Source organism: Pseudomonas sp. NFPP12, from assembly GCF_900103205.1.
Taxonomy (GTDB): Bacteria; Pseudomonadota; Gammaproteobacteria; order Pseudomonadales; family Pseudomonadaceae; genus Aquipseudomonas; species Aquipseudomonas protegens.
The window spans coordinates 469,561-485,071 of the sequence record NZ_FMWW01000006.1 but is presented as its reverse complement, the minus strand read 5'-3'; the positions used below and the strand labels follow the sequence as shown (position 1 = coordinate 485,071).

The following is a 15,511-nucleotide window of genomic DNA, read 5'->3' as shown; positions in this document are numbered from 1 at the left end:
ATAAAAAAGGCTCGCCTGATCGCGAGCCTTTTTTTATCCGCGAACGCTGTTCGTCAGTCGTCCGGATTGATGGCGAACTTCAGCTGGTTGCCCTGCAGGTAGACCACCGCTTCACGGCCATGGATATCCACCGGCCGGGCCGACATTGCGTCGTGATCGGTGACTATCTTCGACAACTCCTTGCCCCGCATATCGACCCGCCAGATACAGGCCCGGGGCCCTTGGTTATCGAAGTACAGCACCGGGCGCGTGGTGCTCCAGGTCGGGTTGACGATGGCCCATCCGGCATCGGGCTGTTTCTGCTCGGTGATGTTCTCCGAATGGCTGCCCGCGTTGGCGCGGTCATAGTTCAGGGACAGCTGGCTGCTGTCGCGATTGAGGTCCTGCTCCACCCGCGCCCGGGCGTGCATGAAGGTGTTGGAGCCAACCTGGAACACCTGCTGGGTGCTGGAGGGCGCGCTGCGCGAACCCAGGCGGTAGACCATGCTTTGCTGCAACTGGCCCGCCAGCTGCTCGCGGTAGTAGAACTGGCCATCGACTATCCCGGCGTAGCGCGGCCCCTGGTCGTTGGCCCCGGGATTGGCCCAGCCGGCGAAGGCGATGTCCTGGGCGATGGGATGCAGCCCCGGCTGGTCATCGGCGTACTCATACAGGGTGCCGACATACACCGGCTTGCCCTGCTGATAGCGCCCGACAAACAGCACCACATGCAGCACCCCGGCTATCACCTGGGCATCGACGATCTGCTGGTCGCCCTGGGGCAGGGTGCTGTTGAAGGTGGCCAGGGTGAAGTTCTGCCAGTCGTCCGGGTCATAGACCAGGTACGCCTCGCCGGGAGCCAGTGGGCGCAGTGCGTCCGGGGCGGGCTCGGGAGGAATCGGCAGCGACGTGAGCATTTTCACCTGGGCCCGGTAGACCGACTCCAGGCAATCGGTGTCGGAGCAGGTATTGCGGGTGTTCTTCAACCAATGGCCTTGCAGCAGGCGGAACACCTGCAAGTGCTTCAGCGCCTGGTAGCGGCGGGTCATCTCCTCGTCCTTGGCGGACAGCGTCGGCGTGGCGCAGACAGTCTTTTCCACTTGGGTCGAGGCCTTGGCGCAGTCGAAGCCGGCGGCCTGCAGATCGGGCGTCAGCGCGCCCAGGGCGAGGCTCATGGCCGCCAGCGAGAGCAAAGGGAGCTTCATCAACACATCCTTGTCGAAAACGGGTCAGGGGGTCTGGAACGTCTGCAGATAGGCCAGCAGATTATCGATTTTTTCCTCATCGCTCAGCCCCCAGAAAATCATCCGGGTACCGGGCACCACGGCCTTGGGGTCTTCCAGGTACTGGATGAGCTTGTCCCGGCTCCAGACAATGCCCGAGGACTTCATGGCCGTCGAGTACTGGTAGTCCGCGGCGCTGCCGGCGGGGCGGTCGATGATGCCATTGAGCTGCGGCCCGAAGGAACTGCGTACCGAAGGCCCGATGTTATGGCAGCCGCTGCACAGGCGCTTGAACAGCTTGGCGCCGGCTTCGGCATCACCGGCCAGGGCCGGGGCGCTGAATAGCAGGGAGTGGAGCAACAGGGTCAGGATCGATACGGCGATGGGCTTCATGGGCGGCCTGCGTGCAGCTGGAATCGGCGGCTATTGGAGCATGAAGCGCATGCCTGGGGGGAGCCTTGCGATACAAGGCTCAGAAGCGCCCACTGATACCCAGCAGCGGGCCCTTCTGGACGATGTCGTAGACAAACCCGTCATGGCGATAATCGACCCCCATGGCCCGGTAGCCGGCCACCGCCGAAAAGCCCGGCAGGAACTCCCAGCCCGCCAGTGCGGCCAGGTCCCAGTCTTCCCGGGACTGCCCGGCGCCCGCCATGCCCCAGGCGGAGAGCCAGAACCGCTCGTTCACGGCGTAGTGCCCGCGCAACCCCGCCATCGCGTCGGCCCAGGTGGCCTTGTCCGAGCCCGACAGGCCCCCGGCCGGACCACCGTGCAGGGTGATGCTGGTGCTGCTGTACCAGACGCGCACGCCGCCGGCGATGTCCAGGCGATGATCGTCATCCCCCAGCACCTGGTAGCCGCCCCCGAGGAAACCCGAGGCGGTCTTGCTCTGCACCTCAAGCTTGGACGCCAGCGCTCCGGCTGGCAGCCGGTTGCGGGTGTCGGTGTCGATGTACATCAGGTCGGCGAGCACGCTGTAGGGGCCGCGCCGCGCTTCGCCCATCAGCATCACCGACATGTCGACACTGCGCGCGATGTCCGAGAAGTCGGACTTGATGAACTGGGTCCCTGTGCTGCGGTGGCCTACGTGCCCGCGGATCCCGGCGCCCCACACGTACGGGCCGCCGTTGAACCGCCAGCCATCGTCGTCTGCCGCCATGGCCACGGGCGGCAGGCTGGTTCCGGCGGTCGTCAAGGCGCCCAGCAGCAGCGCCAGGCGGGTACGCCGGTGCAGCAACGGTGAGTGCGGATGGTCACGGTGGATCATGCTGTTTCTCCGATCAGTGCTGGGTCAGCCCAAGAGCCACGCCTTCGGCTGCGCAGTCCTCGGCAGGCTTCAGGCCGGCCTGCTGCGCGGCCTTGACCTCCTCCTTCGCGGCCGCCAGGTCGGCGAGGAATGCCGGATTGCCATGCAGGCTGGCCACCGTCGCGGCCCCCATGATGCGGCCAGCGTCCACGTCGCTCTGCCAGTGGGCGTCGCAGATGACCCGGCTCTGGCCGTATGCCAGGCCACGGGTCATCAGTTCGGTGGCGCGGGCCGGGCTGATCTCGGCCAGGACCAGGCCCCAGGCCCAACCCGCGGCGGAGTGGCCGGAGGGCCAGGAGCCATCCGTGCGCAGCAGTGGCTCCATGTCCTTGCGGCACGTGCCTTCGTCATGCACCACGAAGGGGCGAGTACGGTTGTAGGCATTCTTTCCGGCGTAGGTGGAGCCCCCCGCATCCGTCAGGGTGCGCTGCATCAAGGTGTATAGATGGGGGGTGCTCTTTTCGCTGATCTGCGTGCCCAGCGCGCAAGAGAAGGTTTTCGCCGGGCCGGGGAATGACAGTTCTGCATCGGTTGCCGCGAGTTTCTCCCGGCTCGAGCCACGCAGCGCCAGCGCCGCACGCCGTGCTTCTTCATCCCGCGCGAGGGCCGCGGAGCCTGGTTTTGGCGGGGCTCCGAGCAAGGCCAGGCGTACAGGCAAGTCAGCCGGTTCAAGGTAGCCTGGCGCCAGCTTGAAGTGCGGGTCGGTGACCTTCGTGGCGGCGTCCTCGGCCAGCGCCCATGCCGACCAGAGCAGGCCGACCAGGGACAGTGTCACCGCGAAGGGTTCAGGTATTTTTTTCATCGTGCGTTCTCTTTTCTATCCATGACCACGGCTGATCAGAACCGGTACAAGGCGTCCAGATAGGCTCCGGCACCGACCTTTTCCCCCGTCAGCGGGCTGTCACGGGCGTCGGAGACCAGGGCGTAGGTCTTGATGCCACCTTCCAGCGCCAGCTGTGGCTGCCATTGCCAGGTCAGGCCCAGTTTCAAGGTCACGTCGCGCATCCCGCCACCGGGGTGGTATTCATCGAACCGGGTGCGTGCGGCTTGCTGGGCGGTGACGCCGAAGCGGGCCATCATGTCGTTCTCGTTGCTCCAGGTGCCGTACAGCGTCGAGTCCAGGGTCAAGGTCGAAGACAGCGGGTAGGTGGTGGCGACCCCGGCTTCCAGGTACGTCGTACGGCCCAGGCTTTCGCCACCGTAATTGCGCCTCTGGCTCGATTGCAGGCCGCGTACGAACAAGCGGCCGGCGGGCAGGATCCAGTACGCTTCCGCCCCCACCAGGGCGGTGCTGTCCAGGTTGCCCATGCCCCGCAGGTAGTCATCACGGCCGTCCAGGGTGTGAATGCGTTCCTTGCGCCCCGGGTCATAACCCACCAGCAGGGCCACGCCGAAAGGCGCCAGCCCCGGCAGATCCCACCGCAGCCCTTCCGGAAAGGCCGCGGTAAAGGTGCCCCAGTCCTGGGTCGGCATGACCGCCTTGAGCTTCAGTGACGGGAAGGCGGCGTAGTGAGAAGCGCCCTGGTACAACGGGCCAACAGCCAAGCCGCCGCCTACCGTCACCGCTGGCGTGCCGCCTGAATCGGCCGGGGCAGCCTGGGCAGGCGGCGCCAGCATCAATGCAAGGGCTGCACCTAGGGAGAACACCACGGGAGACCTGAAAGAATGTGAATGATCCTTGAGTGTCATTGTTCATTTCCTTGGGGGTGAACTCTGTAGTGCAGAGCCATTGCTGAGTTGATCACCAATATTCAACTTGCAGGTGCTGGTATCCGAGGCGAGTGCAGGCCGGTAAACCCCCGGCGCAAGCGCTGGCCTCATGGATCGCCCCAGTGCGTTTACAAGTACCGATGGCAGGAGTCCGTCGTTTCGACAAACTTGCACTTGCTCGAATAATCGAATTTACAAATCGACGGGCTCGGGCGTTGGAAAACGCCATTGGCCACTGAGTATTTCGTTACTCGGTCGATAGAGCCTGACGGTGTAGTTCCAGCCGGGTGTCGTAACCAGGCAATTGACGACCTTGGCCTCGCACCCCCCGAACTGGATGACAATTGAACCATCGGCACTTTTCTTGGCAGTGAGGTTGTTCAGCGAATAGGCGTCATAGGGGTTTTTCTGAAAGTACCCGTCGGCGTTGTAAACACTCACAGACCAGAAACTCTTGACCGGTACCTGTTCAACCTTGAGCCGGTAGACGGTTTTTCCATCGTTGTGCGGCAATACTGCTCCGAGGTAGATGGCGTCCCTGCTCGGGTTGCCGCCCCAGCCCGTTGCGGTTCCGATCAGGTGGCGCACCGGATCGACCCTGCCTTTCGGGCCAAAGGACTGGTTGTAGTCGGGAAGGGTCGAACCCAGAACAGCCAGGGCATCACGCACTTTTTTCTGGCTCGCCTGATCCCACTTCGGAACCACGAACTCCCCGTGCCTGGCCTGGCTGACCTGGATGGCGTCCTGCAGCGCATGCACCTGCTCGAGGTCTTTGCGATCCGTGGGGTCGAAGAACAGGCGGATAGCGACAAATACATAGCGTGTGCCGATGTCCTCTTTCGCCAGCGTATGGGGACCGGGCCCATAAATGACTGCCGGCACGTAGTGATCTTCGTTGACCACTTGCATCGACATGAACCTCTCACCGGCTTCAGGCAAGGTGACAGTCACCGGGCCGGCATCGAGATCGAACACCGCTGACGAGTAAAGCGTGTCCCTGTTCATGCGGATGACATCCTGAGCGTCGATGGCAACCGCTTCGCGGCTGTGAACAAACCGCCCCAAGCCTCCACTCTTCACACTCTTGCCCATGTAGAGGTCGGACTCGGCGCGAGCAAAGTTATCGACATTTACCCGCACCGGCGCATCAGCGGATGACTGAGCGTGTGCACTGGCAAAAGTGGCCAGCGTCAGGGCGACGATGCAGGCCGTGGATGAATCGGGCATGTAAACCTCTAGCTCTTTTAAGTGGGCATTACCTTTTCAGACTTTATAAGAACACCCTGCTGGAAACTTGCCATTTGGTGCCAAAAGCACAACAGGCAAGTACCGCGAAGTGGGTTATTTGAAGGCGCCCGATAGTAGGGCGAGAGGGTCAGGCGAAGAGGTTAACGATCATCTTTCAAGAGCGAGCGGTAGCGCGACGGCGAACTTCCGGTCCAGCGCTTGAAGGCTCGGGTAAAGTGCGCCTGATCACTGTAGCCCACCATGTAGGCAATCTCGGTCGCGGTGTATTTGCCGCTGGCAATCAATTGCAGTGCTTCGCTGCGACGGGTCTCGTCACGCAGGTCTTCGAAGTCGATGCCGCAGTACTTGAGGCGCCGCTGTAGCGTTCGGGAAGACAAGCCGATGTTTCTTGAAATAGCGGTAAGTTTGGATCGATCCTGATCCGCGATCCGTTCGATCAGCACACCGGCGGCTTGCGCGGTCGACTTCAAGGCCTCGGTGACTTTCCAGGCGTCATCCCGGGCAGGTTGCAGAGGGGTGTCGAGCAGCTCACGATCGAATTCGATCATGTTGTGCTTCGCGTTCATGTGCAGATTCGGCCCCAGGTACTCCTCCAGCGCCTCATCTCCTCGCTCCCGCGGGTTTTGCAGATGCACCCGTATGGCGCAAGGCTCGCCGGACATGAGCGGCACTTTCCTCAGCAGCGCCAGAGTGCCGAGAATGACCTGTTTCGGATCAGCCCCGTGCTGCCCGGTGAATTGCTGGATCAGCTTCGTCGTACGGCCTTCGGTAACGATTCTTACGTCACTTCCTTGATGCAGTAAGTCCGTATGGATCGCTGCCACTGCGCACGCCTGGGCAAGGTTGGTCGAACCCAGGATCAACCCGCCCCAGGCGCCGAGTGAGCGTACTTCGATCAGATGCCCCACCGTTGCACCCGCGAAGGGGTCCTGTGCGACCGCGGCCATTTCATTGGCGATGTGAAAACAGGTCGCTCGCGGCACCCAGGCATCCGGGTATTGAAAAACCTGCGGGGAAATCCCGTAACGCCGGAAGAACTCCAGCGGCGACACCCCGCGCATGCTCAGGTAGGGCGCTATTTGCTGAAGCGTGCTGAGTTTGATGGAGGGCGTTGCATGGGTCATGAGCGGTTGCACCTGGTTCAAAGGCCGTGCACGTGAAGAACGTCCGAGTCCGCAGGAAACACTAGCGCAAAACACCTGCCGGAGTCGTGCTGGCGATGTGCATTAAACACGAAGGACATTGTGCTTGTGGGACTTGCGAAGAAGGGTGAGGGGGCTGAAGCGCGGCGATACCGGGTCCAGCAAGGTGCTGAAGGCATCGGGAGAGGATTGTTTGACCCTGGAAACAACAAAGCCCTCGCATCGCTGCGAGGGCTTTGTTTTGTATGGTGCCGGCACCAGGAGTCGAACCCGGGACCTACTGATTACAAGTCAGTTGCTCTACCAACTGAGCTATACCGGCGTGTCAGGGCGACGATTATAGCGATTGGCGGGCTTCTGTAAACCCCTGAAATCTGACTATTTTTGCGAAGCGCTCAGGGCCGCGTCCGCTGGCAAACGATTGGCTGGCCCTCCTCAGGAGCCTTGCGCTATCGATTCGGCGAGGATGCACAGCAACTCGAACATCAGGGTCGCGCCCACCAGGGCGGTGGCACCGCCGACGTCGAAGGGCGGCGAGACTTCCACCACGTCGGCGCCGACCAGGTTCAGGCCGCGCAGGCCGCGGATCATCTGCTGGGCCTGGAGGGTGGTCATGCCGCCGATCTCCGGGGTGCCGGTGCCGGGGGCGAAGGCCGGGTCGAGCACGTCGACGTCGAAGCTGATGTAGGTCGGGCCGTCGCCCACCACGCGCCGGGCTTCGGCCAGGGTGGCTTCGACGCCGATGTCGGCGAACTCTTCCATGTGGATCACGCGAATCCCGCAGTCCCGGGCGAAAGCCTCGTCGTCGGCGCTGTAGATCGAACCGCGAATGCCGATCTGCACCGTGCGCTTGGGGTCCAGCAGGCCTTCTTCGATGGCGCGGCGAAAGGGCGTGCCGTGGGTGTAGAGGTTGTCGCCGAAGTAGCGGTCGTTGGTGTCGGAGTGGGCATCGAAGTGCACCATGCCGATGGGCCGGTGGCGGGCCAGGGCGCGGAAGATCGGCAGGGTCACCAGGTGGTCGCCACCCACCGCCAGGGGCACGGCGCCGGCCTGGTGCAATTGGCTGAAGAAACCTTCGATCTGTTTCAGCGAATCCAGCAGGTCGATGGGGTTCACCGGTGCATCACCCAGGTCACCGACCCGGACCAGGTCATAAGGGGCGATGCGGCTGACATGGTGCACCTTGCGCATCAGGCTCGACTGGTTGCGCACCTCCCGCGGGCCGTGGCGGGCACCGGCACGGTTGGTGGTGCCGCCGTCCCAGGGCACGCCCACCAGGGCGATCTGCACCTGGGCCGGGTCGTTGAACAGCGGCAGGCGCATGAAGCTTGGAATGCCGGCGAAGCGTGGGACCAGGGCGGCATCCACGGGTTGGGGAAAGGGCTTGGACATGGCGGGGTTCCTTGTTCGCTGTGAAGGATTTATTCGGTGGCGCTGCGCAGTGCCGGTGCCGCCCGGCTTGTCAGGCTGACGCCGACAAAGGTCAGCAGGCTGACCCCAAGCCCGTAGTAGATCGGGGTGTTGGCGAGAATGCCGTCGCGGACCATGAACGCGATCACCGTCAGGCTGCCGGTGAGCATGCAGGCGATGGCGCCCCTGGCCGAGGCGCGGCGCCACAGCAGCGCGCCCATGATCGGCACCAGCAGGCCGCCCACCAGCAGGTTGTAGGCGATGCTCAGCCCGGCGATCACGTCGTTCACCAGGCACGCCATCAACAGCATCGCCGCCCCCAGCCCGAGGGTGATCCAGCGGCTGCTGGCCAGGTGGTTTTCCCCGCCCCGGGTAAGGAAGCGGCTGTAGATGTCTTCCTTGAGCACCGTGGCCGAAGCCAGCAGGCAGGCGCTGGCGGTGGACATGATGGCGGCCAGGGCAGCGGCCACCACCAAGCCGCGCAGGCCGGCGGGCAACACGCTGCGGGTGATTTCGGCGAAGGCGTTTTCCGCCACCGCCAGGTCCGGCAACAGCAGCTTGGCGGCGGCCCCCACCAGGGCGCAGGCGGCGCCATAGAACATGCAGTAGATCCCGGCGCCAAGCCCGGCGTAGCGCACCACGCTTTCACTGCGGGCGGTGAACAGCCGCTGCCAGATGTCCTGGCCGATCAGGGCGCCGAAGAAGTACAGCAGGAAGTAGGTGAGGATGGTGTCCAGGCCGATATTGCCCAGCTCGAAGAAGCCCGCCGGCAGGTTGGCCTGCAAGGCTTCCAGGCCGCCGGCCTGGCCCAGGCTCATGGGCAGCAGGACGCCGAAGATCCCCAGGGTCATGATCACGAACTGGATGATGTCGGTGAGGGTCAGCGACCACATGCCGCCGATCACCGAGTAGAAGATCACCAGGCCGCCTCCGCAGAGGATCGCTGTGATCCGCGGGATCTCGAACACCACTTCGGTGATCGAGCCGATGGCGATGGTGGCGGTCACCGCCACCATCAGGTCGTAGGCGACCATCACGCAGCCACCGATCAGCCGCGAGGACGCCTGATAGCGCTGCTCCAGGATCTGGGTCACGGTAAAGACCCGCAACTGGGCAATTTGCCGGGAGAACACCAGGCTCAGCACGATGATCCCCAGGCCCAGCATGAACACCAGCCACAGCCCGGAAATGCCGTAGCTGTAGCCCAGGCGCACCGAGCCTATGGTGGAAGCGCCGCCGAGCATCACTGCCGACAGCGTGCCCAGGTACAGGGCCGGGCCCAGGCGGCGCCCGGCCACCAGAAAGTCATCCTGGCTTTTCACTTTGCGCATGCCCCACCAGCCGAGGCCGGCCATCAGCAGGACGTAGATCGCCATTACCAGATAATCGAGTGCCATAACCGTCGCTTCCTTTTGTTTTTGTTGTTGAAGGCAGGTCGGCGCAGCGTAGGTGGCAGGGGTTGCCGGGTACATCCCGGCAGGCACAAGCTGGCTTGTGTTTTGTGGAAAGTGCCTGGGTGGCAGTGAAGGCTGCGGGCTCTCGGCCGATAGCCTGTGCGGGCCCGGTGGCCGCCTCAGTCAAAGGAAACTTCAGTGATGAATCTCGCAACTCCGACCCTGCTGGCCGCGTTGGCGTTGCTCGGCGCTTGCAGTGTCAAACCGGTACAGCCCTATTCGGAACCGCCCCTGAGCGTGCCGACCGCGCAGTTGCGGGTGATCACCAACGGCGAGGTGCGCGGGGACGCCTATGCCGGGTGCCTGGGGGACAGCAAGCGCCTGGCCAAGGCCGGGCGTTTCGGCAGCGATCAACAGGCCAACATCAACTACCCGCAGTTCCCGGTGCAGCCCCGGCAGATCGACATGCTGCCCAGGTTCGCGCCGAAACTGCCGGCCTACGCAGGGGCGATCCGCAGGGGCGAGGGCGCCTACAACGAGATCGCCACCGAGTACCGGGTACCGGCGGGCCGGCCTTTCCTGCTGGAAGGCGGGGGCGTGGCGGCAGGTGGCTATGGCAGCACCTACAGCACCTGCCCCGAGGTGAGGAAGGTGGTGCTGTTCGAGCCGGGCAAGAGCTACGAGGCCTATGTCGGCCTGAACTACATCCCCCAGGCGAACGGCGAAACCGCAGCCATGTGTGCCTTTGCGGTGTACCAGTTGTTGCCCCTGGGCAAGCCGGGAGCGGTCATGCCGATGGCGGTCCAGGCCAAGCCGCCGGTGGACAGCAAGTGCCCGGGTAGCTGAGCCGTTGGACGGTAGCCCCGGCCTGGGGTAGCAGGCCGGGGGTGAGGGCAGGTCTAGGCCTCCCAGCCCGCGTCGCGCACCGCCTGTTGCACAAGTGGATGCAATTCGGCCCCTTGCTGCTCGGTCTGCCAGGCCAGCAGTTCCTTGCGCATGCCTGGGGTCCAGAACATCTGCATGTGGTTGCGCACGTTGAGCACGGCCTGTACCTGGTCCGGCTCATTGGCGAAGTACGAGGCGATCTGGTTGGCCATCTTGATCAGGTTGGCGGTGCTCATCGGCGCACCTCCGCCTTGCCGCCCCGGGAGCGGCCACGCTTGTCCAGCAGGCGATGCTGCTCTTCGCTGAATGCCTGGTAGCGCTTCTGCCATTCGGAAGGGTGGTAGACGCGGCTGACTTCCACCGCGGTGACCTTGTATTCCGGACAGTTGGTGGCCCAGTCGGAGTTGTCGGTGGTGATCACGTTGGCCCCCGATTCGGGGAAGTGGAAGGTGGTGTAGACCACCCCCGGTGCCACCCGCTCGGTGACCCGGGCCCGCAGCACGGTCTGCCCGGCGCGGCTGCCGATGCCCACCCAATCGCCTTCGTTGATGCCCCGGCTCTCGGCATCGGTGGGGTGGATTTCCAGTCGGTCCTCGGCGTGCCAGGCGACGTTGTCGGTACGCCGGGTCTGGGCGCCGACGTTGTACTGGCTGAGGATGCGGCCGGTGGTCAGCAGCAGCGGGTAGCGACCGTTGACCTTCTCGTCGGTGGGCACGTAGCCGGTGAGCATGAAGCGCCCCTTGCCACGCACGAACTCGTCGATGTGCATGGTCGGCGTGCCGTCCGGCGCGGCGTCGTTGCACGGCCATTGCAGGCTGCCGTGGCGGTCCAGGCTGGCGTAGCTGACGCCGGTGAAGGTCGGGGTCAGGCGGGCGATCTCATCCATGATTTCCGAGGGATGGCTGTAGTGCATCGGGTAGCCCAGGGCCGCGGCCAGGGCCAGGGTGCCTTCCCAGTCGGCCTTGCCGCCCAGCGGTTCCATGACCTTGCGCACCCGGGAGATGCGCCGTTCGGCGTTGGTGAAGGTGCCGTCCTTTTCCAGGAACGAGCTGCCCGGCAGGAACACGTGGGCGAACTTGGCGGTTTCGTTGAGGAAGATGTCCTGCACCACCACGCATTCCATGGCCGACAGGGCCGCGGTCACGTGCTGGGTGTTGGGGTCGCTCTGGGCGATGTCCTCGCCCTGGCAGTACAGGCCCTTGAAGCTGCCGCCCAGGGCTGCTTCGAACATGTTGGGAATGCGCAGCCCGGGATCGGCCTGCAGGGTGACGTTCCAGGCCTGCTCGAACTGCTGGCGCACCACCTGGTTGGAGATGTGCCGATAGCCCGGCAGCTCGTGGGGGAAGGAGCCCATGTCGCAGGAACCCTGGACGTTGTTCTGCCCTCGCAGCGGGTTCACGCCCACCCCTTCGCGGCCGATGTTGCCGGTGGCCATGGCCAGGTTGGCGATGCCCATGACCGAGGTGCTGCCCTGGCTGTGCTCAGTGACCCCCAGGCCGTAGTAGATCGCCGCGTTGCCGCCAGTGGCGTAGAGGCGGGCAGCGGCACGGATATCGGCGGCGGGCACGCCGCAGATGGCGCCGAGCACTTCCGGCGAGTTGTCCGCGCGGCTGACGAAGGCGCTCCACAGGGCGAAGGCCTCGGGCTCGCAGCGGGCGCTGACGAACTCCTGGTCGACCAGCCCTTCAGTGACTATCACATGAGCCAGGGCATTGAGCATGGCCACGTTGGTGCCCGGGCGCAGGGCCAGGTGCAGCTCGGCGCGGGCGTGCACCGAGTCCACCAGGTCGATGCGCCGCGGGTCGATGACGATCAGCTTGGCCCCTTCACGCAGGCGCCGTTTGAGCTGGGAACCGAACACCGGGTGCGCGTCGCTGGGGTTGGCGCCCATCACCAGGATTACGTCGGCCTGCATCACCGAGTCGAAGCTCTGGGTCCCGGCGGATTCTCCCAGGGTCTGCTTGAGGCCGTAGCCGGTGGGCGAGTGGCAGACCCGGGCGCAGGTGTCGACGTTGTTGTTGCCGAAGGCCGCCCGCACCAGCTTCTGCACCAGGTAGGTTTCCTCGTTGGTGCACCGGCTGGAGGTGATGCCGCCGATGGAGTCGCGGCCGTACTTGAACTGGATGCGCCGCAGTTCGCTGGCGGCGTAGGTCACTGCTTCGTCCCAGCTGACTTCCTGCCACGGGTCGCTGATGTGCTTGCGAATCATCGGCTTGGTGATGCGGTCCGGGTGGGTGGCGTAGCCCCAGGCGAAGCGGCCCTTGACGCAGGAGTGGCCGTGGTTGGCCTGGCCGTTCTTGTCCGGAACCATGCGCACCAGCTGGTCGCCCTTCATCTCGGCGCGGAACGAGCAACCCACGCCGCAGTAGGCGCAGGTGGTGATCACCGCCCGCTCCGGCTGGCCCATCTGCACCACGCTCTTTTCCATCAGGGTGGCGGTGGGGCAGGCCTGCACGCAGGCGCCGCAGGACACGCATTCGGAGTCCAGGAAGTTGTCGCCACCGGCCGCCGCAACCCGGGATTCGAAGCCCCGGCCGCTGATGGTCAGGGCGAAGGTGCCCTGGGTTTCCTCGCAGGCGCGCACGCAGCGGTTGCAGACGATGCACTTGCTCGGGTCGTAGTCGAAGTAAGGGTTGGAGGTGTCTTTCTGATCCTGCAGGTGGTTGGCGCCGTCATAGCCGTAGCGCACTTCCCGCAGGCCCACCTGGCCGGCGACGGTCTGCAGTTCGCAGTTGCCGTTGGCCGAGCAGGTCAGGCAGTCCAGGGGGTGGTCGGAGATGTACAGCTCCATCACGTTGCGGCGCAGGGTCGCCAGTTTCGGCGTTTGCGTATGCACCACCATGCCTTCGCTGACCGGGGTGGTGCAGGAGGCCGGGTAGCCGCGCATGCCGTCGATCTCCACCAGGCACATGCGGCACGAGCCGAAGGCTTCCAGGCTGTCGGTGGCGCAGAGTTTGGGAATGGTGGTGCCCATCAGGGCCGCGGCGCGCATCACCGAGGTGCCCTGGGGCACGCTGATGCTGCGCCCGTCGATGTTCAGGCTGACCTGCACCTGGCTGTCGCGGGCCGGGGTGCCGAAGTCCACGGCATTGAGATCGATATCTGTGGCTGGGTCGAAAAGAGTGATCATTGCTCGGCCTCCGAGGGCGCCAGACCGAAGTCGGCGGGGAAGTGCTTCAGGGCGCTGGCCACCGGGTAGGAGGTCATCCCGCCCAGGGCGCACAGCGAGCCGTATTGCAGGGTGTCGCACAGGTCCTTGAGGATCAGCGCCTGCTCATCGCGGCGGCCTTGATCGGGAGCGGCCAGCAGGCGGTCGATGACCTCCACGCCGCGGGTCGAGCCGATGCGGCACGGGGTGCATTTGCCGCAGGATTCCTCGGCGCAGAACTGCAGGGCGAAGCGCGCCATGCGGGCCAGGTCCAGGCTGTCGTCGGCCACCACCACGCCACCGTGGCCGAGCATCGCGCCCATGGCGGCGAAGGCTTCGTAATCCAGCGGCGTATCGAACTGCGAAGGCGGTACCCAGGCGCCGAGCGGGCCGCCGACTTGCGCAGCCTTCAGTGGCCGGCCGCTGGCGGTGCCGCCGCCATAGCCTTCCACCAGCTCGCGCAGGGTCAGGCCGAAGGCCCGTTCCACCAGGCCGCCGTGACGCACGTTGCCCGCCAGTTGGAAGGGCATGGTGCCCAGGGACCGGCCCATGCCGTAGTCGCGATAGAACGCCGCGCCCTTTTCCAGGATCAGCGGCACCGAGGCCAGGGTCAGCACGTTGTGCACCAGGGTCGGCTGGCCGAACAGGCCTTGCAGCGCCGGGATCGGCGGCTTGGCGCGGACGATGCCGCGCTTGCCTTCCAGGGAGTCCAGCAGGGCGGTTTCCTCGCCGCAGATATAGGCCCCGGCACCGACCCGCACTTCCATGTCGAAGGCCTGGCCGCTACCGCCGGCATTGGCCCCGAGATAACCGGCATCCCGGGCGATGTCCAGGGCCTCGCGCAGGGTGGCCACGGCCTGGGGGTATTCCGAGCGCACGTAGATATAGCCGTAGCTGGCGCCGACTGCGATGCCGGCAATGGCCATGCCTTCGATCAGCAGGAACGGGTCGCCCTCCATCAGCATGCGGTCGGCGAAGGTGCCGGAGTCGCCTTCGTCGGCGTTGCACACCACGTACTTCTGCTGCTGCGGCGTGTCGCGCACGGTGCGCCATTTGATCCCGGCGGGGAAGGCCGCGCCGCCACGGCCGCGCAGGCCGGAATCGAGCACCGCGGCCACGGTCTGCTCGCCGCCCAGGGCGATGGAGCGGGTCAGGCCCTCGAAGCCGCCGTGGGCTCGGTAGTCGGCCAGGGACAGCGGCCGGGTAATGCCGGCGCGGGCGAACAGCAGGCGTTGCTGGTTCTTCAGGTAGGGCAGGTCTTCGACCCGGCCCAGGGCCAGGGGATGGCTTGCGGCATCGCCTTGCAGGGCGTCCAGCAGCGCCGGTACGTCGGCGGCGCCCACCGGGCCGAAGCCCAGGCGCCCGTCCGGGGTATCGACTTCCAGCAGCGGCTCCAGCCAGTACAGGCCACGGGAGCTGGTGCGTTGCAGTTGCAGCGGCAGCTGGCGCTGTTCGGCCTGGGTGGCGATGGCCTTGGCCACTTCATCGGCGCCCACGGCGCGGGCCAGGGAATCACAGGGCAGGTAGAGGCTGGGCATCACGCGTCCTCCCGGCAGCTGTCGAGCAGCGCGTCCAGGCGCTCGGCGCTCAGGCGTGCATGCAACTGGCCATCCAGCTCCAGGGCGGGCGAGCAGGCGCAGGCCCCCAGGCAATACACCGGCCGCAGGCTGATGTTGCCATCGGCGCTGCTGCCGTGGTCGTCCAGTTGCAGGCGCTCGCGCAGTTGCGCCGCCAGTTGCTCGGCGCCGCGGCTCTGGCAGGATTCGGCGCGGCACAGGCGCAGGATGTGCCGCGCCGGCGGCGAGGTACGAAAGTCATGGTAGAAGCTGATTACCCCGCGAACTTCGGCCTGGCTCAGGTTGAGGCTGTGGGCTATTTCCGGGATGGCGGGATCGGGGATGTAGCCGAGCTCTTCCTGGATCTGGTGGAGGATCGGCAGCAGCGCGCCCGGGGAGTCTTTGTGGCGCTCCAGCAGGCGGTGGATCAGAGGCAGGTGCAGTGTTTCATCAGGCATACAGCATTCCTCACGGTCACGGACACACCTGGTGGTTGTCGGCTGTCCGAAA

At 65.2% G+C, this 15,511-nt stretch carries 14 protein-coding genes and 1 tRNA gene; 1 reads left to right on the top strand and 14 read right to left on the bottom strand.

The genetic code is table 11. From position 1 onward, the window contains the following. Window positions 1-53: 53 nt before the first annotated feature. The 10 genes from BLS75_RS27015 to BLS75_RS26970 form a co-directional block, all read right to left on the bottom strand. Complete coding sequence (locus tag BLS75_RS27015) at window positions 54-1,184, bottom strand: lysozyme inhibitor LprI family protein (protein ID WP_072452126.1); 1,131 nt, start codon at window positions 1,182-1,184, stop codon at window positions 54-56. A gap of 24 nt (window positions 1,185-1,208) precedes the next feature. Next, complete coding sequence (locus BLS75_RS27010; protein ID WP_011058696.1) at window positions 1,209-1,595, bottom strand: c-type cytochrome; 387 nt, start codon at window positions 1,593-1,595, stop codon at window positions 1,209-1,211. A gap of 79 nt (window positions 1,596-1,674) precedes the next feature. Next, the gene (locus BLS75_RS27005; RefSeq protein WP_011058697.1) at window positions 1,675-2,469 is read right to left on the bottom strand and encodes a hypothetical protein; all 795 of its coding nucleotides are present in this window, start codon (window positions 2,467-2,469) and stop codon (window positions 1,675-1,677) included. Window positions 2,470-2,482: 13 nt separating this feature from the next. Continuing rightward, entirely contained in the window at window positions 2,483-3,310 is an 828-nt protein-coding gene (locus BLS75_RS27000) for an acid phosphatase (protein ID WP_072452125.1), read from the bottom strand. Window positions 3,311-3,345: 35 nt separating this feature from the next. Then, a complete protein-coding gene (locus BLS75_RS26995) occupies window positions 3,346-4,197 on the bottom strand; it encodes a MipA/OmpV family protein (RefSeq protein WP_072452124.1) in 852 nt (283 codons plus the stop codon). Window positions 4,198-4,410: 213 nt separating this feature from the next. Next, a complete protein-coding gene (locus BLS75_RS26990) occupies window positions 4,411-5,445 on the bottom strand; it encodes a DUF1254 domain-containing protein (protein ID WP_053155951.1) in 1,035 nt (344 codons plus the stop codon). Between the two features lie 161 nt (window positions 5,446-5,606). Beyond that, window positions 5,607-6,590, bottom strand: coding sequence for a helix-turn-helix domain-containing protein (locus BLS75_RS26985; RefSeq protein WP_011058701.1), 984 nt, complete (start codon window positions 6,588-6,590; stop codon window positions 5,607-5,609). Window positions 6,591-6,854: 264 nt separating this feature from the next. Then, window positions 6,855-6,930: transfer RNA gene (locus BLS75_RS26980), tRNA-Thr, on the bottom strand. Between the two features lie 113 nt (window positions 6,931-7,043). Further along, on the bottom strand, window positions 7,044-8,000 hold the full coding sequence (gene speB / locus BLS75_RS26975) for an agmatinase (RefSeq protein WP_011058702.1): 957 nt from the start codon (window positions 7,998-8,000) through the stop codon (window positions 7,044-7,046). Window positions 8,001-8,029: 29 nt separating this feature from the next. Further along, on the bottom strand, window positions 8,030-9,415 hold the full coding sequence (locus tag BLS75_RS26970; RefSeq protein WP_072452123.1) for a sodium:solute symporter family protein: 1,386 nt from the start codon (window positions 9,413-9,415) through the stop codon (window positions 8,030-8,032). 198 nt (window positions 9,416-9,613) lie between these two features. Between BLS75_RS26970 and BLS75_RS26965 the strand changes: the two genes are divergently transcribed. After that, window positions 9,614-10,258 carry a hypothetical protein gene (locus BLS75_RS26965; protein WP_011058704.1) on the top strand — a complete coding sequence of 215 codons (645 nt, stop codon included), beginning with the start codon at window positions 9,614-9,616 and terminating at the stop codon, window positions 10,256-10,258. Between the two features lie 53 nt (window positions 10,259-10,311). On the opposite strand, the gene BLS75_RS26960 is transcribed toward BLS75_RS26965, so the two are convergent. Genes BLS75_RS26960 through BLS75_RS26945 form a run of 4 tightly spaced genes read right to left on the bottom strand, consistent with a single transcriptional unit; the run spans window position 10,312 to window position 15,459 of the window. Next, window positions 10,312-10,533 carry a formate dehydrogenase subunit delta gene (locus BLS75_RS26960; RefSeq protein ID WP_072452122.1) on the bottom strand — a complete coding sequence of 74 codons (222 nt, stop codon included), beginning with the start codon at window positions 10,531-10,533 and terminating at the stop codon, window positions 10,312-10,314. Next, on the bottom strand, window positions 10,530-13,427 hold the full coding sequence (gene fdhF, locus BLS75_RS26955; RefSeq protein WP_072452121.1) for a formate dehydrogenase subunit alpha: 2,898 nt from the start codon (window positions 13,425-13,427) through the stop codon (window positions 10,530-10,532). The genes BLS75_RS26960 and fdhF overlap by 4 nt, the downstream gene beginning before the upstream one ends. Then, window positions 13,424-14,983, bottom strand: coding sequence for a formate dehydrogenase beta subunit (locus tag BLS75_RS26950; RefSeq protein ID WP_072452120.1), 1,560 nt, complete (start codon window positions 14,981-14,983; stop codon window positions 13,424-13,426). The genes fdhF and BLS75_RS26950 overlap by 4 nt, the downstream gene beginning before the upstream one ends. Next, window positions 14,983-15,459, bottom strand: coding sequence for a formate dehydrogenase subunit gamma (locus tag BLS75_RS26945; protein ID WP_019093898.1), 477 nt, complete (start codon window positions 15,457-15,459; stop codon window positions 14,983-14,985). The genes BLS75_RS26950 and BLS75_RS26945 overlap by 1 nt, the downstream gene beginning before the upstream one ends. Between the last annotated feature and the right edge of the window lie 52 nt (window positions 15,460-15,511).